The sequence below is a fragment of the Moorena sp. SIO3I8 genome, from assembly GCF_010692325.1.
In the GTDB taxonomy this organism is placed as follows: Bacteria; Cyanobacteriota; Cyanobacteriia; order Cyanobacteriales; family Coleofasciculaceae; genus Moorena.
Genome location: NZ_JAAHHW010000112.1, coordinates 1 through 21859, shown reverse-complemented (window position 1 = coordinate 21859; position 21859 = coordinate 1). Strand labels below are relative to the sequence as shown.

17 protein-coding genes and 2 pseudogenes are annotated in these 21859 nt (G+C 43.4%); 8 read left to right on the top strand and 11 right to left on the bottom strand.

The window, feature by feature from the left end; translation table 11 throughout:
* Positions 1–328, bottom strand: a pseudogene (locus tag F6K51_RS28650) (hypothetical protein); the annotation flags it as partial.
* Between the two features lie 74 nt (positions 329–402).
* Positions 403–978, bottom strand: coding sequence for an FHA domain-containing protein (locus F6K51_RS28645; RefSeq protein WP_293026511.1), 576 nt, complete (start codon positions 976–978; stop codon positions 403–405).
* 293 nt (positions 979–1271) lie between these two features.
* Here F6K51_RS28645 and F6K51_RS28640 point away from each other — a divergent pair, with 293 nt between their 5' ends.
* The 4 genes from F6K51_RS28640 (at position 1272) to lnt (ending at position 7708) form a co-directional block, all read left to right on the top strand.
* Positions 1272–2189, top strand: coding sequence for a branched-chain amino acid transaminase (locus tag F6K51_RS28640; RefSeq protein ID WP_293026509.1), 918 nt, complete (start codon positions 1272–1274; stop codon positions 2187–2189).
* A 75-nt stretch (positions 2190–2264) separates the two neighbouring features.
* Positions 2265–4097, top strand: coding sequence for a tetratricopeptide repeat protein (locus F6K51_RS28635; RefSeq protein ID WP_293026507.1), 1833 nt, complete (start codon positions 2265–2267; stop codon positions 4095–4097).
* 324 nt (positions 4098–4421) lie between these two features.
* A complete protein-coding gene (locus F6K51_RS28630; protein WP_293026505.1) occupies positions 4422–5600 on the top strand; it encodes a glycosyltransferase family 39 protein in 1179 nt (392 codons plus the stop codon).
* Between the two features lie 203 nt (positions 5601–5803).
* A complete protein-coding gene (gene lnt / locus F6K51_RS28625; RefSeq protein ID WP_293026513.1) occupies positions 5804–7708 on the top strand; it encodes an apolipoprotein N-acyltransferase in 1905 nt (634 codons plus the stop codon).
* 127 nt (positions 7709–7835) lie between these two features.
* Here lnt and F6K51_RS28620 read toward each other — a convergent pair whose 3' ends face one another.
* The 8 genes from F6K51_RS28620 to F6K51_RS28585 form a co-directional block, all read right to left on the bottom strand.
* Positions 7836–8588, bottom strand: coding sequence for a class I SAM-dependent methyltransferase (locus tag F6K51_RS28620; RefSeq protein ID WP_293026503.1), 753 nt, complete (start codon positions 8586–8588; stop codon positions 7836–7838).
* A gap of 31 nt (positions 8589–8619) precedes the next feature.
* Positions 8620–9831: a BtaA family protein gene (locus tag F6K51_RS28615; RefSeq protein WP_293026501.1), complete on the bottom strand. Its 1212-nt coding sequence runs from the start codon at positions 9829–9831 to the stop codon at positions 8620–8622.
* Between the two features lie 13 nt (positions 9832–9844).
* Entirely contained in the window at positions 9845–10486 is a 642-nt protein-coding gene (locus F6K51_RS28610; protein WP_293026499.1) for a hypothetical protein, read from the bottom strand.
* 183 nt (positions 10487–10669) lie between these two features.
* On the bottom strand, positions 10670–11302 hold the full coding sequence (locus tag F6K51_RS28605; RefSeq protein ID WP_293026497.1) for a YqiA/YcfP family alpha/beta fold hydrolase: 633 nt from the start codon (positions 11300–11302) through the stop codon (positions 10670–10672).
* Between the two features lie 24 nt (positions 11303–11326).
* Positions 11327–11788, bottom strand: a complete 462-nt coding sequence (locus F6K51_RS28600; protein WP_293026495.1) for a Spy/CpxP family protein refolding chaperone — start codon at positions 11786–11788, stop codon at positions 11327–11329.
* A gap of 53 nt (positions 11789–11841) precedes the next feature.
* On the bottom strand, positions 11842–12009 hold the full coding sequence (locus F6K51_RS28595) for a hypothetical protein (protein WP_293026493.1): 168 nt from the start codon (positions 12007–12009) through the stop codon (positions 11842–11844).
* A gap of 104 nt (positions 12010–12113) precedes the next feature.
* On the bottom strand, positions 12114–12449 hold the full coding sequence (locus F6K51_RS28590; protein ID WP_293026491.1) for a hypothetical protein: 336 nt from the start codon (positions 12447–12449) through the stop codon (positions 12114–12116).
* On the bottom strand, positions 12446–13063 hold the full coding sequence (locus F6K51_RS28585; RefSeq protein WP_293026489.1) for a sigma-70 family RNA polymerase sigma factor: 618 nt from the start codon (positions 13061–13063) through the stop codon (positions 12446–12448). The genes F6K51_RS28590 and F6K51_RS28585 overlap by 4 nt, the downstream gene beginning before the upstream one ends.
* Positions 13064–13531: 468 nt before the next feature.
* On the opposite strand from F6K51_RS28585, the gene F6K51_RS28580 reads away from it, so the two are divergent.
* From F6K51_RS28580 to F6K51_RS28565, 4 genes are all read left to right on the top strand, one after another.
* Complete coding sequence (locus tag F6K51_RS28580; protein WP_293026487.1) at positions 13532–15763, top strand: polysaccharide biosynthesis tyrosine autokinase; 2232 nt, start codon at positions 13532–13534, stop codon at positions 15761–15763.
* 400 nt (positions 15764–16163) lie between these two features.
* On the top strand, positions 16164–17837 hold the full coding sequence (locus F6K51_RS28575) for an alkaline phosphatase family protein (RefSeq protein WP_293026485.1): 1674 nt from the start codon (positions 16164–16166) through the stop codon (positions 17835–17837).
* A gap of 244 nt (positions 17838–18081) precedes the next feature.
* On the top strand, positions 18082–19329 hold the full coding sequence (locus tag F6K51_RS28570) for an O-antigen ligase (RefSeq protein WP_293026483.1): 1248 nt from the start codon (positions 18082–18084) through the stop codon (positions 19327–19329).
* Complete coding sequence (locus F6K51_RS28565; RefSeq protein ID WP_293026481.1) at positions 19326–20420, top strand: glycosyltransferase; 1095 nt, start codon at positions 19326–19328, stop codon at positions 20418–20420. The genes F6K51_RS28570 and F6K51_RS28565 overlap by 4 nt, the downstream gene beginning before the upstream one ends.
* Before the next feature lie 52 nt (positions 20421–20472).
* Here F6K51_RS28565 and F6K51_RS28560 read toward each other — a convergent pair.
* Positions 20473–21545: pseudogene (locus F6K51_RS28560) on the bottom strand (ISKra4 family transposase).
* Between the last annotated feature and the right edge of the window lie 314 nt (positions 21546–21859).

Sequence of the window (21859 nt, the reverse complement as noted above, 5' to 3'; positions counted from 1 at the left end):
TCCCCTCGTTTTGCCCGACATATTCAATGTCCACATATTCAGGTTTTTGTAGGGATTTCACCTCCCTTGCTAAGCGCTGATTGATCAGCTCGGCTCGCTCAGTAGCGCTAAAGTTGCCAGCGTTGCCGACTTGAAATAATTCAATACCATCCACTACCACAGGAGCTTTCTTAGTGCCATTTGCAAAAGATTCCTGTGCTAAGGTAGAGGCTGGTAATAGGGTGAGCAGTAGGGTAAGTACACCTAGCAAAACCAATCCCAAGGAACGCTGAAACCTAACCCTTGGGAAAGGGTTAATGGAAAATCGAACATTCAGAAGAGATTCCATAGGTGACGTTCCATTTAGGTTCTATTTTCGATAACATTAGAATCTCATGGTTAAGGTTTAGCTAACTAGCTGTGCTAGACTACCCGTTCTAAATGTGTGGAGGAATCGTTTTCCTGGTCTGGCGTTCCCGGTTTTAACCCCTCCAGCAGACCGCTGACCACGGCCCAGGTGCCGACTCCCATTATTAACAGTACCACTAAGCCAATCAACCAAACCACAGGTTTATTATTGGGCAGAGAGTTAGTGACACTTTTCTCTCCTAATAGACTAGTCTGGTCAAAGTTCTGTGCAGTGGCGTTCAGGTCATTTTCCCGTTTCAAGGTCGCTGTAATCTTGTACGGACCAATCCGCAGGGTATCCTTGCTTGAAAAAGGTTGAATACCAGAGCGAATCTTCCGCCCGTTAATAAACGTGCCGTTGGCGCTGCTGTCAGTAACATAGAGTTGGGTATTAGCCACTGTGATCAGGGCGTGATACCGGGAAATCTCCTTGTCAAGAAGTACCAGATGAGACACAGATTGACCTGCTAAGTGTGCTGGCAAATGGTCATTTTCTCGACCAACAGCAATGGGCGGTCTCAGAACAGGTTTCTTTAACTCGCCGGTTTCTGGGTCTTCCCAGGTCAATTGAACATAAATAGGTTCAGCCAAGATTTCACTCCTGCTAACTAGAACATAGTGGATCAGTGCTGAGAGGGTCAGTTTTGAGTGCTGAGTTTTGATTAGCACATTAAGCGTTGTTTTTCAACTATACCCACCGATGCTAAGGGGATGACAAAAAGGGTGAAAAATAGATAAGGTGTCCGGTGTAGGGTTTTGGGTAGGTCGTGGGGAGGAGCCAGTTCCCCCTGAGGGAGTGACAACAAGGCTAAATGCCATGGAGAGCATGCTGTCAGCCACTCGTTAAACTGAGGTAAATTAATCTTAAAGCACTGATTTTAACTATGCCTGATTTTTTGCCCATTGCTTACTTTCAGAACAAGTTTGTCCCTTTCACTGACGCCAAAATCTCCATTGCTACCCATGCCTTGCACTACGGCACGGGAGCTTTTGGCGGATTACGCTGTATCCCTGACCCAAAAAACCCACAGCAATGTTTACTGTTTCGGTTAGACCGCCATTGCCAACGCCTAAGTAATAGTGCTCGGTTATTACACTACAATTTACCTCCTGATAAAATCGAGACTATTATCGTTGAGTTTATCAAACAAAATAAACCAACTAAGTCGTTTTATATCCGCCCTTTTGTCTACACGTCAGATTTAGGAATTTCCCCGCGACTCCATAATATTGAAAAAGACTTTTTTGTTTATGGATTAGAATTAGGAGATTATTTATCTCCTGAGGGAGTTAGCTGTCGGATTAGTTCATGGTATCGACAACAAGACCAAAGTTTACCCTTGAGAGGTAAAATTAGTGGAGCTTATATTACGTCTTCCTTGGCGAAAAGCGAAGCAGTAGAGTCTCGCTTTGATGAAGCCATTATGATGAATTCTGAGGGGAAAGTATCGGAAGCTTCTGGGATGAATATCTTTGTGGTCAGAAATGGCCAGCTGATTACCCCTGGATTCGATCAGGATATCCTAGAAGGAATTACTCGGGATAGTATTCTGACCCTTGCTAAAGACATGGGCTTGCCAACTATACAACGACCAGTGGATAAATCAGAACTATTTATTGCCGATGAAGTATTTCTGAGTGGGACAGCGGCAAAGATCACCCCAGTTAAACGAATCGAAAACTATCACTTATCTCCAAACAGACCAATAACCGAAAAGCTCAAGGAGATGCTAGCAGCAATTACCGAAAATCGGGAACCGAAATATAAAGACTGGGTGTATACGGTTAAAATTGATAAATAAACTAAACTTAGGCTTATAGAACCCTGTAAACCTGTAGCGACGTCTGGGATAGCGAGTAGAATCAAAGCTAAACACATGAACAATCAACTGATAAATTCTGCAAACCCCTTAGGCGGTCGCTACAAAATCATCAGCAAGCTGGGAGCAGGTGGGTTTGGTCAAACGTTTCTGGCACGGGATTTGCACTTGCCAGGAACTCCCCAATGTGTGATCAAACAGCTCAAACCCCAGGTGACGGATCCTCAGTGTTTGGAAATTGCCAAACGCCTATTTGAGCGAGAAGCCCAAGTCCTCTACCAGCTGGGTAACCACGATCAGATCCCCCAGTTGCTGGCACATTTTGAGGAAAATCAGGAGTTTTATCTGGCCCAAGAATTTATTGATGGAGAACCCCTCAACCAAGAAATCCGTCAGCCTTGGGAATCAAATCGAGTGATTGCTCTGTTGCAAGACATTCTACAAGTCCTAGTATTTGTCCATGAGCAACGTGTGATCCATCGTGATATCAAACCCCCAAACCTGATCCGCCGTCGCAAGGATGGTAGAATTGTGATGATTGACTTTGGGGCAGTTAAGCAAGCTAGCACCCAGATTATCGATCCCGAAACGGGGCAAACCAAGACCATTGCTATTGGCAGTCATGGCTACACCCCCAAAGAACAGTTCGGTGGCAATCCCCGTTTTAGCAGCGATATCTATGCGGTGGGTATGGTAGGCATCCAGGCATTAACCGGAATTCATCCCAAGTTCCTGAAAGAAAACTCCGAAACAGGGGAAATTAACTGGCGCGATCGCGTCCAAGTTAACATCCAAGTTAACTCAGAATTAGCGGATATCCTCGACTGTATGGTGCGCTATGACTTCCGTGACCGCTACCCGACCGCAGTAGAAGCGTTGGCAGCAGTTCAGAGGCTAACTGCTGCACCAACAATAGCTATGTCTGCTAAAGTTCCGGAAGAGACTGTTTCTGTTTCAGCAACATCAGCACAAACCCAGGCCAGATCAGAGATCATCCGAAGATGGTTAACTAAGCCTTGGTTGATGATTACTGTCTTAGCAGGGATGGGTATCAGTATTTCTGTGATCGGTACTAAGACTTTTCTAGTTACGAAACCTGTCAGTCAAACTGACAATATTACTGACAACATTAGCGATACCGTTGCGGAAACCTCGACTACCAGCTCTGAGTCAAAACCTGGAACTCCAGCCGTTGTTAGCAACACCCCTGAAAGTACTACTACCAGCTCAGTCCAAAAAACTATTCCTGAATCGGATACCGAATCAGCTGCGAAATCGGCATCCGACCCGGAAACACAACCAACGGAAACACAACCAACTGCAATAGAATTAAACAGCCAAGGGGAGAGCTTGCGGCAAGCAGGAAAGTACCAACAAGCACTGATGACTTACGAAAAAGCGATCGCAAGGGACTCAAATTTAGCAGAAGCTCATTGGGGTCGTTGCTATAGCCTCAATTCCTTAGGGCGTACTCCAGAAGGACTGGCTGCCTGCGATCAAGCCCTTGCCCTTAAACCTGACTACCCAGAAGCATTGTGGAGTAAAGGTGCAGCTCTGGAATCCCAAAACACCCCAACAGCCATAACTCAAGCTCTAACTCTATACGAGAAAGCGATCGCTATCAAGCCCGATTTTGCTGACGCCTGGATTAACCAAGGAGTAGCCCTCCATAAACTCGGTCGGTACAGTGAGGCCATAGAAGCATATAATCGGGCACTTGAACTCAATCCTAATTCTGCCGATGCTTGGAGTAATTTAGGGGCAGCCTATTGGGCCAAAGGTCAATACAAGGAAGCAATCAATGCCATGGAAAACGCACTTCAAATCCAGCCGAATCACCCCAATGCTAAGAATCTGCGTCAGCAGGCAAGGGAACAATTAGGCCGTTGATCAGTCGGGAAAAATAAATATTTGATAAAGATTTTATATCTAAATAAATATCTGATAAAGATTTTCGGTTTTGGTCTTAGAAATGGGAAAATCCTCTACTATTACGTTTAATTGGTATTAAGCATTATACCGGATAGCGCTAGGGATTAAATACGAAAACCTAACACCTAACACCTTATCCTAATTTTCAAAACTAAATTGACAGAGTACTAGGATTGCGATTGCAATCCCTAATTTGAGTTAACTAATTTGAATTAACTTTGCATCACTATGAAACTGAATACACCAGCACTTGGAATAAGAGCAAATTGGCTCGAGAAGTGGATGCCGATCGGCCTAATTTTACTAGTCGCTACTGGGTTGTACCTATATCAACTCGGCACAGAAAGCTTATGGTACGATGAACTATTTAGCATTAACAAAACCCAGAGTGGGATATCACTGCCTCCGAAGAATCTGACACGTCCCTTTTATTTCATGATTCTCTACATTTGGATGCAGTTTAGCACTAGCACCGTTTGGTTGCGTGGGCTATCTGTGATTTTTGGACTAGGCAGTGTCTTCCTAATCTACCTGTTGGGTCGTCGCTTAGCTGGAAAGCCAGTTGGCTTGATTGCCGCCCTGTTACTAACCCTCTCCCCTCTGTTTATCAACCATGCCCAAGAGGTAAGGATGTACACCCTAATCCCCTTCTTAAGTTTGGGGGGTACCTTAGCTCTAGCTCATGCCCTTGAAAATCCTAGGTTTGCTGCCATCAACTGGTGGGCTGTGGGCAGGTTTCTAGCCCTTGTGACTACTCCGGTTAGTGTGACCTTGTTTCTGCCAGATCTGGTATTAATTGGATGGCAGTTCCGTAATCAAAAGCGCCGATTATTTGCCTTTGGGATTAGGCTGCTGCTGATTGGGAGTTGTTGGCTTCCTTTAGTATCAGCAGTTAATGATTCTTCCACTAAATTCCTCAAAGGTTGGGTGACACAGTACCCAAAACCCAACATGATCTTAATTGTCTCTGAAGTCACCCACTTGACAGTTTTCTGGCCATTGAGACACTTACTAGGATCAGGCATCAGTGCCAACGACCTGATGAAACAGCTCAATCAGCAGTCTATCATGGACTGGCTTGTGGAGCATGTATTAACCTCAAATATTGTACCTTTGCTCTATTACATGGCATATACAGCCATGGCAATCGGCTTGCTTGCTATAGCTCTATTGAGCAGGCACCCCTCAACAAAACTCTGGTGGATTAAAGTGTGGGCATTATTACCTGCCGGATCTATCTTATTGATATCCTATGTTTCCAGTTCCATATGGAAAGCTCGCTATCTACTAATTGTATCCCCCTATTTCTTAATTCTTCTAGCAGCAGGCTTGATGCAAGTTTGGCGTTGGCAACGTCGGGTGGCTGTTTTAGTAACTTTGCTCTACGCTATAGCAGTGGGTAGTGGTCTAGTGCATTACTACACAACGTTGTATCGTGTAGCAGGTGGTCCGCCAACTTGAGACTTTTTGAATATATAGCAATTTTCATAATCATGAGGTACACAGTATTTTTCAAGACTCCCATCCATACCAGCGCCCGTAATCACAACTAAACAAACTCTTAACCCTACTCCCTAATCCCTACTACTTACTCCCTAAAACCTAGAAATTTGTACCTCACCAAATTGATAACTGCTCTATTAGCGTTAATCGGTGGCATCCTGATGGGACTGACACCATCACCAACAGAAGCTTGGCCCCTAGCGTGGATTGCCCTAGTGCCGCTATGGTTCATAGTCGTCAGGGGTCAGAGTATTCGTGGCAATGCTTTATCTGGTCTGATCTGGGGTATCGGTTATCATGGCTTAGCTCTATCTTGGATTACTGGTATTCACCCGATGGATTGGATGGGGGTACCATGGCTAGCTAGTATTGCGATCGCATTATTCTGCTGGATATTCATTACCCTCTGGGGAGCACTCCTAGTAGCTGTCTGGGCAATAGGAATCTCTATAACTCAATCAATTACAGCAAGTTTCGCCCCCCTAGCCCCCCAACTTTGGGGGGTTCTTGAGTTAAAGTCCCCCAGAATTGGGGGATTTAGGGGGCTTGCAGCTAAAGGTAATGAGGTCAATTCATCTGAAAACCGCTGTAAATTCCCATCCACCAAAGCGACACAACAACGTGATATAAATCCTGATATAAATCCTGATATAAATCTCCCTATCCCCACTCAAAACTATTTTCTTTTAACCTCCTGCTTGCGGGTTCTAATCGGTACAGGCTTGTGGTGTGGCATAGAAACCCTGCGGAGTATGAGTCCCCTGTACTGGTCTTCCTTATCCTATACCCAAAGTCCCCATAACCTGATAATTTTGCACCTCGGTCAATTATCCGGTCCAATAACAGTTACAGCAGCTATTGTCGCCGTCAATGGTTTAATTGCTGAAAGCGGCTTAACCATTAATAAGTTTAACGTTGGAAGCTTGAAAGTTGACAGGTTGAAAGTTGACAGGTTGAAAGTTGAAAGTAATCACAACAAGCTTGAACCTTGGCCAAAAGGCCACGCTACGCGAACAACCTCTCAAAACCTTGAACCTTGGCCAAAAGGCCACGCTACGCGAACAACTCCTAAAAACCTTCAACCTACAACATTCACTCCCTACAAACCTTTAACCCTTGTGACTATAGCAATCGGGTTATTAATCAGCTTGCATCTGCTGGGATGGTTACTGTACAGCCAACCAATTGAGCAATCAAAAGATTCTGCTATTAAAGTCGGTATTATTCAAGGAAACATCCCCAATGAAATCAAACTTTACTCCGCTGGCTGGCAGCGTGCTATAAAAGGTTACACTACTGGGTATCAGACATTGGCAGATCAAAAAGTAGATGCAGTGCTAACTCCTGAAACTGCCTTACCTTTTCTTTGGCAAGAACAGGTTCGCACTCGTAGTTCCTTCTACTCAGCAATATTAGATAAAGGGGTTTTAGTTTGGGTAGGAGGCTATGGGCAAAGAGGGCGTAGCCTTACCAATAGTTTGTTTACTGTCACCGGTACTGGTGAGACCTTCAGCCGTTACGATAAGGTCAAATTAGTGCCATTAGGAGAATATATTCCTTTTGAAGAATTCTTAGGACGTTTAATTGATCGACTATCCCCTCTTGATGCTCACTTAGCACCAGGTAAACCTGACCAATTATTAGAAACGCCCTTTGGTCAAGCAGTGGTAGGAATTTGTTATGAGTCAGCTTTTGCCGACCACTTCCGCTATCAAGCTGCCGCTGGTGGGCAGTTTATTATCACTGCATCCAATAATGCCCATTACAGTAATACTATGCCTGCCCAGCACTATGCTCAAGATGTGATGCGCTCCATTGAAACAGATAGGTGGACAGTTAGAGCAACCAATACGGGCTATTCCGGTATTGTAGACCCCCATGGAAAAACAATATGGCTATCGGGGATTAATACCTATGAGTTGCACGCAGATACGATTTATCGACGACAGACTCAGACGTTGTATGTGCAGTGGGGGAATTGGTTGACTCCGGTGTTATTAGGGTTAGGGGGAATTGGTTGGTTTATTTTGGGTTGGTTTGGAGTTGGTTTTGGCTTGGTAAATTAAACAGCGTTGGATTTAATTTGCCTAGACAAGGTAGTGATAAAGATGTAGTGGTTTGGCTGCGGTAAGCGTCAAAGTTTCCGGGGCTAAAATAACTACTTTTATACCACTAAGCCCCATTAGAGGAACTTCAAGTTTTACATCGTTTGCGACCAATAAACCTATAGTAGGGAACTTTCAAGCCAGGTAGGAATGGTAAATTTCCCATCTTTTCTGTCAAAGACACAGTATCAAATTTATGATGCAAGTAGCCTAGGCGATTGGGACAAAGAAAAACGTTATCTGTGGCAAACCAAATCGGCCAGAAGTGACGAGCTAAAAACGAATGACGTTGCCATCCTTCAGGGGGATGTTTGTGAGACACATAAAAATCCACAACCCCGATCATTCCCCCTGGTTTCAAAATCTTTTCAGCTTGCTCAATCGCCGCAAACCACTCGGGAATCATGGTTAAAGAATAGGAAAAAGTGACGATATCCGCCACCCCTTCTGGCTGTAAAAATTGAGTGATATCGGCTTCGACAGTGGTGACATTTGTCCAGCCGTGATCGGCTATTCGCCCTCGCGCCACTTCCAGCAGGGAAGGGGACAAATCCACAATGTAAATTTTACTAAACTTAGAAAGACGATCAGCAATGGATTCCAAATTCGACCCCGTACCGCCCCCGAAGTCAACCCAGACACAGCCATTGCTATCGCTATCGGCAAGGGATTGATAAAGTTCTTCTCGTCCTTTTAGCAAACGCCGACGAAACCGATCGTAATCCGTTGATTGAGTACGATAAAAGTTTTCCAATCGCTCTTGATGGCTATCCCCTCGGATCGGTTTGGCTAGATGATAAACCGTTTTGAGATCGCTAATCAAGTCGGATAAAACGCTCATTTTTTCTCTTCCCTCGCCAGTGGAAATGGTTTTAAGCAGTAACCAAATCTGCTATGTAAAAACTGCCGTAGGTCTGGACGCGATCGCGTGGGTGCAATTGGTCAGCCAATTCAGTATTGTACATCAATAAGTCTGGTAAAAATCGGTCTTTACCGCCATAACGCACTTGCACCGAATCAAGGTATTCCACTTTGAATCCTCCACTGCGAAACAAAATGCGAGTTTTCTCACTTGCTCTAGTCAAAATAGCTTGCCATTCTTTTTGCAATTCTTCGTGATTATACTGACTCAGCCAGTCCATGTGGTCGAGAAGCACGAAGCGAGAAATTCGAGCTTGACAATTTTCCATAAAATTGGTTATTGTGCTATTTTCCAACTGAATGCGATCGACTAACCCGGATTTTAGGCGCAGGAAATTGTCTTCCTTTAAATATTGCGGACAGCAATCGGGGGAATATTCTCCATTCAGAAAAACTCGCCAAAAATAGTTATCTTGAATCGGTATCCGAGTAAAGACATTTTCGCACCGTTGGCGTACAAAGGTCGCGATACTGCCTTCGTCGAGATAGCGTTCCATCTGTTGACGTTGCTGTGCGGGAACACCAAGCATCGACAGGACTAAATCGCTATTGAGGAAGCGATAGAGATAATCTTTCCAAAAGACAGGTTCGATCTTGCGCTGGTAAATGTCCTGGCGTTCTTCTGGGGTTTTGGCATTGAGAATAGCATCAAAACTGGGGCGAATTTTCAGGATGCGATCAATGTAGTAGTTGATAGCGAAAGCAAAATTACCCGTAGTTCCTCGAAAATAAAACGAGCGTCCGCTGTCGAATAATTTAGTTCCTTGTTTGTCCCAATACTCTTGCGAGGGTAAAGATAAATGGGAGCGCAGCTTTTGAGTATAAATCTCGTTAAACTGCTTCAACCTACCGCGACCGAACAATTGAAAAAATTGCTCGAAATCCAGTTCTCGAATCGCCGCAATTTTGAGTTCGAGCAACGCATTTTGTTTGGGATTGACATCGATAGCGTAAATTTGTTTGGGTGCGTCGAGAGCGTATTCCAAAGCATTGCATCCCGCAGAGGTAATGACGACAACGGTATCGTCAGCTTGCAAGTTTAAGGCAACACGATCGAGTCTGGGATCTTCCCAGCAGGTAACGTAAACGAGATTCTGCTGATGTACCCAACTAAAACCAATATATCGCCAGATATCTTTGATTGATTGCAATTTTGATAACACAGTTTAACCCTGACTAAATTTCCAGTAATACGGGAGCCTCAAAGCATCCAAAAGTAACTGCTTCTTTGGGTGTTTGCTGGCAAGCGAGAACCGAGCCATCGATTGATCCTGCGATTTGTAAGGCTTGGGTTACCAGTTCCGAACAAAATATTCTTTGTATGTTCTGGCTATCAGAAGGAACCAAATATCGGTTAACTTTCAGCCAAGCTCCGATGGACTTCCAGCAGCTATACCTGACTTGGCGCTCATGAAGGTTCCACAGCCAATTTTGCATTTTATCGATCCCTTCCGAACTTAATGGTTTTGCCAAAGGAACCCACCAAGCTTGTCCGTAGTTTCGATAAGCATTGAGCCAATTCTCCAGGTAGTGAATTTGTACTCCTGGTTTACATTTTTGGTTTCTAAAATCCGGCAAACTTGTGTAACTTGTGGACTCAGCGATCGCCACCTTTGCGTTCCCGTTCGCTTCCAGATCGGAATCCAGGACAATCGCCGTATGACTGTAATCACTTCCAGTGAAGTATCGAATCAGAGCAGCATCGATCTTCAGTCCAGAAAAAGTAATCAGATCTCCTGGTTTAAATGGATAGAGAGACTCAATCAAATTTTGGGGTGGGCTAGGGCTAGGGCTTGTCAATCTAATTGAATCTAACATCGACTTATTCAACTCAATGACAGTAAATGTGAACTCGAGAGTCAACCTCAGTTTCGATCTCGATTCATTTTTTTTTGACAGAGTAATTCTAGCCTATAGTGGTATTTTTGTGAAATAATGATTGTGATTGTGTTCGGAATAACGTGCTGTTGGATCGGATGGAACACTGACCCCTCAACCGACCTAAATATCACAAAATTTCCGAACTGCTGCCCAAATCAACGCCATCACATCCCGCAAACCGTGTTCGCTCTGCAATTCAACCAATTGCACCCAAGGGCGCGTACTGGCATAATCACGACTCTCGATGATAGGAATCACGTCATCATAGCACCCATGTAGAATCAAAGTAGGTACTTGTCGCCCTAGCTCCAAAGCCTCATACTGACGGGCATCTTCTAGAAACTGGTAGTGCAAGGGAAGCTTTCGGTTTTCTCGGTAATGATAAATCTCTAGATATCCCTGGGAGCGCCACTGATTGAGCTGTTCTGCTCCTAATTTGGGCAACCAATGGCGAAGGAACCCAAATGCTGGTGCTAGTAGAACCAGTCTCTTGATTTGTGGATTGTTTTGTGCTATACATGCAGCGGTAAAAGCACCCAAACTAGAACCGATTAACGTGACTGGTGTTCCATCTAAAGGCAGTAATGCTGCTACTTGACTAATCTGGCGACTTATTGTTAAATGATTAAAGTCATCTTGATTAAGGTCAGGAATTGTTAGAGAGACCTTCAGGCGAGTAAAAGCTTGCTGTAGATACACCGCCTTGGCTGATTCAGGGCTAGATGCAAAACCGTGTAGATAAATAAATCTCAAAATCCTTATCCTTTGTGTTTCTACCTAATCGGATAGAGGGTTTTGCTGGCGGCGCTGTTTCATCAATTGAGCAAACTGGATGCGTTGTTCAGGAGTCATCACCTCTCGCATCTGCAACATACTCTCAAAGCGTAACTTTCCTAGCTGCTGGTTCAATACTTGAACTTGTTGGTATTGAGTGCGGATAGTTTCTCTGTCAGCTGTACCCACCATCAAATCACTTAATGTCTGCTTGGCTTGACTCATTTCCTGACGAAGATCTATAATGGACTCTTCATACTCTATCCTAATGGAATGTAGCTGCTTCCTTTGCACGTGGTTGAGATTCAGTTCCCTGACTAACCTATCCTTAATTGATTTTGGGTGTTGTTGACCCTCAGGGTTGGGAATCAATTGAGAGGTTACAGGGTTGGAATTAGCTACAGCAGTGCAGCCAGTCAGGGTAACCATGAGAAGTGACAAAATATAACCTGGACGTAACAGCATGGAAGTTACCTATAAATGTCTTTAATTTAAAGTTTGTAAGAAATATTGAAGGTTTAAAATTCAACTTGAAGGTTGTTCGCGTAGCGTGGCCGAAAGGCCAAGGTTGAAGGTTGAAGGTTGTTCGCGTAGCGTGGCCGAAAGGCCAAGGTTGAAGGTTGAAAGTTGTTCGCGTAGCGTGGCCGAAAGGCCAAGGTTGAAGGTTGAAGGTTGAAGGTTGACAACCCACTTTTACCTTGCCATAGCCGTTGGCTAGAGCCAACCTTTTAACAGGTCAAACCTTATCCTCTATAGGAGATCCTGAGGTGATGGTTCCTACTATGCGCATTTATTGTCCAGTATTGGCTAAGATCATCCAATCAGCTGGTGGAGTATGAATGACATTGCTCACCGATGTCTCTCCCACAACTCCATGCCAATTTTTCTCTAAGAAAGCTTCTAGAGTGGTTAAGTTGTGGGTGTGGTAAGCACTCCAAGCCATCAGTAAACCAACAGCGATGGCTGATGGAAGTAACCAAAGCTCTGGTTTACGACTAGGCGGTGGGGATTTAGCGATCGCATTGATTACTCGTTCCTCCAAGTCAAATGCTGCTGGTGGAGGAGTAGGTCGATGTTGGCGCAGAAATGCTTGCCATTGTTGGTCATCAGGTTGAAACTGAGTCATGGCATCTCTCCTTGTTGTTGGATGATATATTTCCGTAGGGAAGTTCGAGCGTGGAAAAGACGAGACTTAACCGTTCCGATAGCTATGCCCAAAATTTTAGCAACTTCCTTTTGTGGCAAATCCTCTAAATCATGTAGCACCAGCACAGCACGATGGTTCAAGCTCAGCTGTTGCATTCCTTGTTGAATCATGTCCTGATAGTGCAACTGCATCAGATCAGGAGTGTAGGAGGATTTAGCATTTTTTAAGGGTAGATCAGCTGTGTCTTCTGGAAGTTGAAGGTTGAAGGCACGTTGCCGTTGCAACTTGCCCCGCTGATCCGATGCCACATTCCAGCAGATCCGGTAAAGCCAGGTGGAGAACTGTGAGGGTTGCCGCAGTTTTGGTAAGCCTTTCCAAACTCGTAGGAACACCTCTTGTACTAAATCATCAAGGGCATAAGCACCACATAGCTGATATATAGTTGACCTGACGCGCTGCTGATAGCGTCGGTATAGTTGGCGAAAACTCTGCTGGTTCCCCTGTTGGCACTGCAATACCAACTCTGTGTCTGTGCTGGTTGTTTTTGCAGCAGCAGAATCTTCTTTTGAAGCCTGGGCTGATCTGACTGACAACTGTGGGTTCTCCCTCACCGCTTTGTTTTCCTATGTTATTTAGACTCACTGGCCAACAGAATGGTTCAATTTGGTAAAAGTTTAGCCAGAAATGGAGCCAGCGGGGGTAGGGTGACCGGGTTTGGGTTAACTCGGAAGATAGAACAGTAAACAGCTCCAGGGATTGCTGGTCTTACTGACACAACCATCGGTCGCAAAACCCTACCCCCTAACCCCGTTTGCCCTACACCCAGTCAGCCCCTTAACTTTCTTATAATCACAAGAAACACGGAAAATTTGCAGATCTTTACCAACTCTTTAATGTCGAGGGACTTTTGATATGATTTACTTGTATTATTATTTCAATATAATTGGTTATTTCCATATATAGGTTGCATCTGACGGATGGCAGGTTTGGTAGCTAATCGGCCCCAATACCAAAAATTATTTTATTGTGCAATCTACCTAGGGGGAGTCCCTTAAGAACTTATGGAGTCTAGAAGTTCTATAGATATCGATATTAGCCAATACTTACTACTATTGAAACGTCGTTGGCTGCCAGCGGTTGCTATTTTCCTATTTACAGTTATCTCAGCGGCCTGGTCTACCTTGTTTCTCAAGCCTTCCTATGAAGCTGAAGGAAAACTACTGTTTAAAATAGACCGAACCCCTTTCTTGACTGGGTTGGGGGAGGAAATTGAACAGTTACGCCCTCTGGTTGATGCCCAGAACCCTCTGAGTACTGAAATTGAGGTGATTTACTCCCACCCGCTTCTGCAACAGATCATTGATCAACTCAACCTCACTGATAACGAAGGTCTACCTTGGGAACCGGAAGCCCTCAAAAGAAAGCTCACTGTCAAAATTGTGGGTGGCACCGATGTGGTTAGGCTTTCCTACAAGGGTAAGAACTCAGAAAAAGGGGCGGCGGTGATCAATCAATTAATGAGGCTTTATATAGAGAATCAGATCCTATCCAAAAAGTCGGAAGCAGCAAAAGCCCGTGAGTTTATTACTAACCAACTTCCTCAAAGTGAAGCCAATGTCAGGCAAGCAGAAGCTGCTCTACGCCAATTTAAGGAACGCAATCAGGTTGTATCCCTCACAGAAGAATCCAGGTCTTTGGTAGCGGTGATGGCTGACTTAGACAGCCAAATTACTACAGTTCAAGCTCAACTTGAAGAAGCCAATGCCCAAGCTGCTGGCTTGAGAAACCAGGTGGGTCTTAATCCCCAGCAGGCAATTGCTATCAGTGCCCTGAGTCAGTCTACTTCCGTACAGGGCGTACTCCAAGAACTGCAAGAGGTTGAGCGGCAATTAGCGGTTGGGAACAATCGTTACGGTAAAAATCACCCGGTCATGATTCGGCTGACCAAGCAGCAAAGCTCCCTCAGAGGTCATTTACAACAGCAGATTGATCAAATACTAGGCTCACAGAGTCTGGCTGGTACTCAGATACAAATTACTCAAGGGCTTTTAGAAGTTGACCAGCTCAAACAAAAACTGATTAGCGATTTTATTGAATCAGAAGTCAAACGTCGAAGTTTAGCAGAAGGATTAGCAACTCTTGCTAAGGCTAGAATTGCCTATGAACAACGGGTCAATGTTCTTCCTCGGTTGGAGCAAACTCAGCAGCAGCTCGAACAACGAGTCCAAGCTGCGCGCTTGACCTATGAAACCCTGTTGAAAAATCTCAATGAATTAAAGGTCGCAGAAAACCAAGATACCGCTAATGCTCGCATCATTGAGCCAGCAATAGTCCCTAAAAAGCCCTTAGGTGATAAGAAAATAAAGGTGTTGGCTCTAGGGGTGATGTTGGGGGTCACACTGGCCACGACTGCTGTTTTGCTCTTGGAAATGAGAGACCGCTCTATCAAAACTCTCAAAGAAGTCAAGCAGTTATTAAGATATCCTGTGCTAGGGGTGATTCCAGTTTTCAAGCACAAGAAGCTATCCCGTCGTCGGGATGACCTATTTTTCGGAGGGGAATTGCCCGTAACAGACCAGCCTCATTCCATGGTGAGTGAAGTCTACCGGATGATTCAAGCGAATCTGAAATTTCTCAGGTCTGATCACCCACTTAAAGTTATTGTAGTCACTAGCTCCGTTTCCAAGGAAGGCAAATCTACCGTATCAGCAAACTTGGCCGCTGCTATGGCTCAACTGGGGCGTCGGGTTTTGCTGATTGATTCCGATATGCGTCACCCCTGTCAGCATTATATTTGGCAAGTAATGAATGTGGCCGGTTTGAGCCAGGTACTGATTGGTGAAGTGCCTCTAGAGCTTGCCATCTGTCAAGCCATGGAAAATCTTGATGTTCTCACTGCTGGGGTAATGCCTCCTAATCCTTTGGCACTCCTGGATTCAAAGCAAATGGCTTCCCTGATTGAGGAATGTTCAACCCAATATGACTTTGTGATTATTGATGCCCCACCCTTACTTCTGACTGCTGATGCCCTTTGCTTAAGTCCAATGACTGATGGCATGTTGTTGGTGGCTCGACCAGGTGTGCTGGATTTTGCTAATGCTAATGTGGCTAAACAAATGTTAGATAGTTCCGGTCAGACGGTTTTGGGTTTGGTGGCTAATGGTGTCATTCAAAAAGATGAATCGATTGGTTACTTTTACCAGTCACAGGAATACTTCGATTATGGCTCAGTCAGAAGATTGGCACAGCGTAAAGCTGAGACTAAAAAAACCTCGAAGGTTTCCCGGAGATGATTTAAAACTATGACTTATGACTAATCGCTATTCCCGAAAATCAAACAATATAAATTAATGATTTAATTTCCTGGATTAATCCAGACTATAACTAGACTAAAACCCTATTGTTTGATTAGTTACCTATTTTTTATTAGTTAACGCCCTTAGGAAATAACTACTTAAATTATTCTTAGTGAGAAATGAAACATTATATCAAATCCGGTTAATCACTTCCCAACCAAAATAATCCCTGGATGGGAATCGGGAATTACTAATCGGTAATCGTCAACTAGGTAATGATAAATTAATAATTACCAATTAATAATTACCAATTACCTGCTCCATAAGATGATGATTAGTCAACCAGACCTGCTCTTATGGATTAGCTTTACTTATATATAAAATCTAGAATATTACCATGAAAACCCCTGTAATTGCTATTGGACTGGATGCAGCTGACCCGCTATTGTTGGAGAAGTGGATGTCCCAAGGACATCTGAAGACCCTCAACAAAATACGGCAACAAGGAATCTATGGTCGCCTGAACAATACCGTTAACTACAACAATAAGACAGTTGAATTTTCATCCACTGAACCCTTGTGGGTAATGTTTTCTACCGGTTGTTTACCAGATAAAACCGGTTTTTGGGATACCATAAAATTTGATCCAGAAACTTATAAAGTAGTCTGCGACAAAATTTATAGTGGATACGATTATAAAGAGTATAATCCATTTTATGCCTTAGGGAATGACTACCGGGTTGCTGCCTTTGATGTACCAGTATCAGGACTGTCAGATCAAATTAATGGCTTACAAATTTTGGGTTGGGGGGGACATTATCCCTTTGTGCCAAGCCATTCCCAACCGCCGGAATTATTGCCCAATATTATTGCCCAATACGGCAAAAACCCAGTGCTCCATAAAGATAATGGTCGCTGGTGGGATCCAGTTTATTTTAAATGGATTCAGCAAGCTCTAAAAACTAGTATCTCCACTCGCTCAGAGATTTGCCGGGATTTACTTCAGCGTGAACCGTGGGACTTGTTCGTGACCGCTTTCGGTGAAACTCACAGTGCTGGTCATGACCTGTGGGACCGCAGCCAACCAGATCACCAGCTCTACCCTTACCAGAGCAAAAAGAATGGTAAGGCTGGAGACCCGATGCTGAAAATCTTTGAAGCGGTGGATGATGCGATCGCAAAAATTATCGCTGCTGCCCCTAAGGATGCCTATATCTTGTGTTTCGCAGTTCATGGCATGGCTGCCAATGTTACAGATTTGATGAGCATGATGTTCCTGCCAGAATTGCTCTATCGGTATAACTTCCCTGGCAAGTATGCCATTACTCCCAGCAAAATCGGAGTCACTCCCCCAGCACCAATTACTCGTCCAATCCGCAACTCTTGGCCAGGGGAAGTATGGCGAAAGATTTATGAACCCAATCCCATTAAGCAGTTGTTCAACACCTGGACCCATAAAGCCTTTTTACAATCTGGCCAGCACGGTTTACTCTCTCCTTATCCCCTCATGAAGCACAAGGTGCAATTGGGTTGGATGCCAGCTACTCTATATACTCCCCTCTGGCCCAAGATGAAAGCCTTTGCTTTACCCGCCTTTGCTGATGGACATATTCGCATCAACCTCAAAGGACGGGAACGAGATGGTATTGTTGACCCTTCCGAGTATGATGCTCTGTGCGATAACCTAACAGACTTCCTTTATCGCCTTACCGATGGCAGGACAGGAGAACCATTAGTTAAACAAGTAGTGCGCACCCATAACGTCGCCACAGATGATAACCCCAAACTGCCAGATGCTGACCTAGTAGTCGTATGGCACGAGTGTCCCACAGATGTAGTTGATAGTCCTGATGTGGGACGCATTGGTCCAATTACCTATAATCGTCCTGGTGGTCACCGAGCCAGAGGCTTTTTGATGGCAAGCGGACCAGGAATTACCCCCGGTTCTAGTTTGCCAGAAGCTCATCCTGTAGATATAGCGCCAACCATCTTGAGGTTGATGGGAGCACCGATTCCGGACTACTTTGATGGCAAATCTCTACTTAGTCCGAATTTATCTATCTCAGCCTGAGATATAAATCAAACCTAGGGATAGGGTTTAATTTCCCTATCTGGGTAATTCCTGAGCCTCTTAGATTCAGCCGGTTTAAGGGTGTGGATGCACTCTTAGCTGGCAAGATGCTATTAAGTTTAAACAATTTCATTCATTCCTTTAAGCTGTTGTGCATTTAAATTCAAAACAGCTTAGCAACTTTTACATACAGTATTATGAATACAAATTTATAATTACAATTTTTCAATATAAACCAGGGTTCATGAGAAAACTGTTGGCATTTTTTGAACCAATTTTCACTACTGTTTCCTTGGTGCTCTATTCAGGAGGAGTACTCACTGTAATTTTATCAGGAGGCAGAAGTGAGGGGGATGTCATACAAGAATTTGATTCCTCCCTCAGTAGATTGCTGTTCGTATTAATTTATCTCGTTACCTTTTTACTCCTAACACTACGGTGGAAAAAGGTACTTTATGTCCTCAGTAAAGATAGGTGGCTCAGTCTGTTGGTGGGGATAGCAGTAGTATCTATTTTCTGGTCTTCTGAACCAACAACGACCATCAACCGTGCTGTTGCCCTAATTGGCACAACTTTGTTTGGTGTTTACCTCGCCAGCCGCTACACCATCAAAGAACAGCTAGAAATGCTGGGTTGGGCGTTCGGAGTAGCAGTATTGCTCAGTTTTATGTTTATTGTGGCTCTGCCGAAATACGGGATTATGGGGGGAGTTCATGCTGGAACTTGGCGAGGAATATACGTCCATAAAAATGTTCTTGGCAAAGTCATGGTGCCCAGTGCAGTTGTATTTTTGCTCCTGGCTATTCGGGGCAAAAAAAATAATTTACTGTTCTGGGGGGGGTTTGGCTTTTCCGTAATTCTTTTACTATTTACAACTTCCAAAACTGCACTGGTTAGTCTTATAATTATGTTACTCTCTCTATATCTATACCGGATGTTACGGTGGCGATATGACCTACTGATTCCGACTATATTTGCCATGACAACATTCGGAGGCAGCGTCTTAATCTGGTTGTTAGATAATGCAGACGCTTTGCTAGGTGCAATCGGTAAGGATGCTACCTTGACCGGTCGTACAGAGCTATGGCCCTTCGTGTTGGACATGATTAATAAACAGCCGTGGCTCGGTTATGGCTATGGTTCATTCTGGAATGGCTTTAATGGTGAATCTGCCTATGTCTGGCGTGCAGTATTGTGGCCAGCTCCCAACGCCCACAACGGCTTGCTCGACCTATGGCTAGCTTTAGGAATCTTGGGAGTATCAATCTACCTAATTGGATTTAGTTTTAGTTTACTAAGAGCTATTGCTTGGCTTCGTGTAAGTAAAACATCAGAGAATCTCTGGCCATTATTGTTCTTAACCTATACCGTGTTAGCCAATATCACTGAGACGTCAGTGATGATACAAAACAATATCTTTTGGGTGCTCTACACATCTGTAGCTCTTTCGGTGCTTATTCCATTAGAGCGACAACCAAACCTATTGAAATGAACGAAAACTTTCAGTTATTAGTCAGCATTGTCATCAACAACTACAATTACGGTCAGTTTCTACCTCAAGCAATTGACAGTAGCCTGAGTCAGACTTATCCAAATACAGAAGTCATTGTGGTGGATGATGAGTCCACTGACAACTCTCAGGAGATTATCACTAGCTACGGTGATAAAATTATTCCTATCCTCAAGAAAAATGGTGGGCAAGCATCGGCACTCAATGCCGGTTTTTATGTCAGCCGTGGGGAGATTGTAATTTTTTTAGATGCTGATGATTACTTATTCCCTAATGCGGTGTCCGAAGTGGTCGCCGTTTGGAAACCAGGGGTAGTCCAGGTGCAATATCGTTTAGAGTTGGTCAATGCCCTTAGTGAATTCATTGGTATCTTTCCAGCTCCAGACATAAAATTTGATAGTGGCACCGTTTGGCCAATTTTGTTGGAGAAGGGAAAGTACAGCGGTACTGTAACCAGTGGCAATAGTTTTGCACGGTCAGCACTAGCTCAAATTTTTCCTATACCTGAATCTGACTTTACCATAGCTGCTGACGGCTATCTAGTCACCCTGAACCCATTTTATGGGCAAGTGGTATCGATTGAAAAACCCCTTGGGGCATACCGACAACATGGGAAGAATTTGTGGGCTTTTTCTAAGGGAACCATTCCCATTGAACGGTTTCGTCGGTCTATCAACCATGATTTTATCAAGTATAACTATTTAGTACGCAAGGCGACTGAGTTAGGCTATCACGTATGCCCGGATTTGAGCTTTCGTGACTCCAATCATTTGATTCACCGTATCGCTTCTTTACGACTAGATCCTCACCATCATCCTTTTGCTTCTGATTCCCCTTTAGTTTTAGCTTACAAAGGATATTGGTCAATCTGGAAATATTCTAAATTTAATTGGAAAAAGAAGCTACTCTGGAGTCATTGGTTACTGTGGGTAGGGATAATGCCCTATAGTATGGTAAAACCAGTAATTTATTGGCCGCTTAGTTCAGCATCTCGTCCTAAAATTATTCTATGGCTAGTGAAACTAATCCGCCAAGTGATACGCATATTGACGTATAAACAATCGACCTATTAACTCATGTTAAATAGAGCTTAAATTTCGGGTGCATCTCATCTTTGTAAAAACATCATTGATAAAGCATTCCATTTAAGTAAGCACAGCGTAAAAAAATAATCTTATTAACATTTTTAATATTCCATTGTGCTCCTGATAGTTTAACTCGCATTCCTATTTGCTTAATGCCCGATTCAATTGCTCCTGAACCTAGGGAACTAATTCGTTATATCTGATAGTATTCATAGTTAATTATTCGATTTTTATGAGTTTCTATATAGTTGCAAAAATTTTGTGCTACTTTCTTTTTTAAGCCCCTAAATAACTCTAAATTCTCTGCCACTTTTCCTGACCAGAGTAACTTTTCGCCTTTTTTTAAACGTGTTAATGAACCTCCCACTTTATAAAGATTTTCCTTTAGATGATACCAATCCAATATTTCTCTTCTTTGATCGGGTTCTCCCAGGTCTTCAAATAAGTTCCAAATTCCTTGATGACCATCACCTGTACAAAAAAACGGATTGAGAAGTTTTTGACTATTTACCCAATCTATTAAAACTTGATTTTCTTGAAAAAATGCTCCTATATATGTTCCATTCAAACACACTGCTTTATAATCTTTCCATTCACAGGGCTTACCCTTTTCTTCTGTACGTAACCTGATTTTTCCTCCATCTAAGCTTACTTCTTGTATTCCTAATCTAGATTCTGGCAAGTCTAAATCTTGCTTTTGAACTAATCTCTGTAACGTACTATGTGAAATTTTGATTCCCGTCATTGCCCATAAATCTTCCTCAGCTCTCTTATAGGATTCATTTGCACAAATTATCAGAGCATTTTTTTCCAGTTTTGGACTCAATCGACTATGAGGCTTTAGCTCAAAATAATCCGCCTGTTTATCAGTGATTTCTACCTCTCCTAATATCGTTTTTATTCTTCGAGGTCTGCCAATTTTAACTTGACTGACTTCTGAAAAAAAAATTTAGCTATCTCTGGGGGAACTTCTTCTTGGATATAGTCTCTTAAGGTTGTTTCTAGATCCTCAAATCTTTGCTTATTTACTGGGGGTGTGTGGCGATATAAAAGTTGAGCGACAGCTTTTAAATGTTCTTTTAGCTCTTGCTTTTCTTCCGGACTCAAGTTCATAATTTTTAGTAATTTTTAAAAATAGGTTATTTCCAATCATATCATGATTTTGGTATTTTTGCAAAAGTGAGATGCACCCCTTAAATTCTTGGTATTATCTGGTTATTCATAATAACAAAAAATTAATTTATTATTAGCTAATTAGTTCAGACTCTCGTGCTCAAATTATGCTCTGGCTAGGGAAAATAATCCGTATTAATCCCTAGATTTGCGTAGTGCTGATCAGCAAAATTACTTAGGATAATCAGCAATATAGTCAATTGTTTTGTCGATTTTTATATAGGTAGAATTAATGGCGAAATAGCAGTGCCATA

Bases quoted from the DNA above. Each gene is read 5' to 3' on its own strand.
- F6K51_RS28640 (WP_293026509.1), top strand. From the start codon at position 1,272: ATGCCTGATTTTTTGCCCATTGCTTACTTTCAGAACAAGTTTGTCCCT.
- F6K51_RS28635 (WP_293026507.1), top strand. From the start codon at position 2,265: ATGAACAATCAACTGATAAATTCTGCAAACCCCTTAGGCGGTCGCTAC.
- F6K51_RS28630 (WP_293026505.1), top strand. From the start codon at position 4,422: ATGCCGATCGGCCTAATTTTACTAGTCGCTACTGGGTTGTACCTATAT.
- lnt (WP_293026513.1), top strand. From the start codon at position 5,804: ATGGGACTGACACCATCACCAACAGAAGCTTGGCCCCTAGCGTGGATT.
- F6K51_RS28620 (WP_293026503.1), bottom strand. From the start codon at position 8,588: ATGAGCGTTTTATCCGACTTGATTAGCGATCTCAAAACGGTTTATCAT.
- F6K51_RS28610 (WP_293026499.1), bottom strand. From the start codon at position 10,486: ATGTTAGATTCAATTAGATTGACAAGCCCTAGCCCTAGCCCACCCCAA.
- F6K51_RS28600 (WP_293026495.1), bottom strand. From the start codon at position 11,788: ATGCTGTTACGTCCAGGTTATATTTTGTCACTTCTCATGGTTACCCTG.
- F6K51_RS28590 (WP_293026491.1), bottom strand. From the start codon at position 12,449: ATGACTCAGTTTCAACCTGATGACCAACAATGGCAAGCATTTCTGCGC.
- F6K51_RS28580 (WP_293026487.1), top strand. From the start codon at position 13,532: ATGGAGTCTAGAAGTTCTATAGATATCGATATTAGCCAATACTTACTA.
- F6K51_RS28575 (WP_293026485.1), top strand. From the start codon at position 16,164: ATGAAAACCCCTGTAATTGCTATTGGACTGGATGCAGCTGACCCGCTA.
- F6K51_RS28570 (WP_293026483.1), top strand. From the start codon at position 18,082: ATGAGAAAACTGTTGGCATTTTTTGAACCAATTTTCACTACTGTTTCC.
- F6K51_RS28565 (WP_293026481.1), top strand. From the start codon at position 19,326: ATGAACGAAAACTTTCAGTTATTAGTCAGCATTGTCATCAACAACTAC.